Raw genomic sequence first — 647 nt, forward strand, 5'->3', positions numbered from 1 at the left:
AATAAGATTAAGAAGGAGTTACCGATTATTGATGGCATCATCGGTAGTCCTCAGAAGGTTTTTAATTTACTCAAAAACTACTTGGCGGGACTTGATTTAAACACAGTGAATAATTTTGTTTTTGTTGCTGATGGAGCCCCTTGGATTTGGAAGCGTATTAATCAACTTCTTGAAACGATGACATTACGATCTGACATCAAGGTATATCAGGTTCTTGACTATTATCATGCGATGGAGCATTTAAATGCTTTAGCTAAGCAGCTTTATAAAAGTAAACGTGATCAGAGTAAATGGGTAAAGTCGTGCAAGGAGCTTTTGCATGCCGGTAAAGTTGATGAGTTTATTGCAAAAATCAAGCTGGATAGTAAGCATAAAAAAGGGAAGCTGGTTAAGTCAGAGAAAGGTTACTTTATTAATAACGCCGATCGTTTAATCTATAAAACATGCAAGGATCATGGTTTGCCTCAAGGCAGTGGTGCTATTGAGAGCGGCGTCAGAAGAGTTGTTAATCTCAAAATGAAAGGTAACTCCATTTATTGGAAAGAGGACAGCGCTAATGATATGTTATTCATACGGTCTTTTTACAAGGCTGGGCGATGGGAAGATATTGAAAGAATGGCTTATGCAGGCGGGTTAGCAATGGCTTC

The 647-nt window shown here is 38.3% G+C and carries 1 pseudogene; it reads left to right on the plus strand.

The annotated features are described in order from the left end of the window. A pseudogene (locus DNJ75_RS15130) lies at positions 1 to 647 on the plus strand (hypothetical protein); the annotation flags it as partial.

This window comes from Cysteiniphilum litorale (assembly GCF_003428165.1).
Taxonomy (GTDB): domain Bacteria; phylum Pseudomonadota; class Gammaproteobacteria; order Francisellales; family Francisellaceae; genus Caedibacter; species Caedibacter litoralis.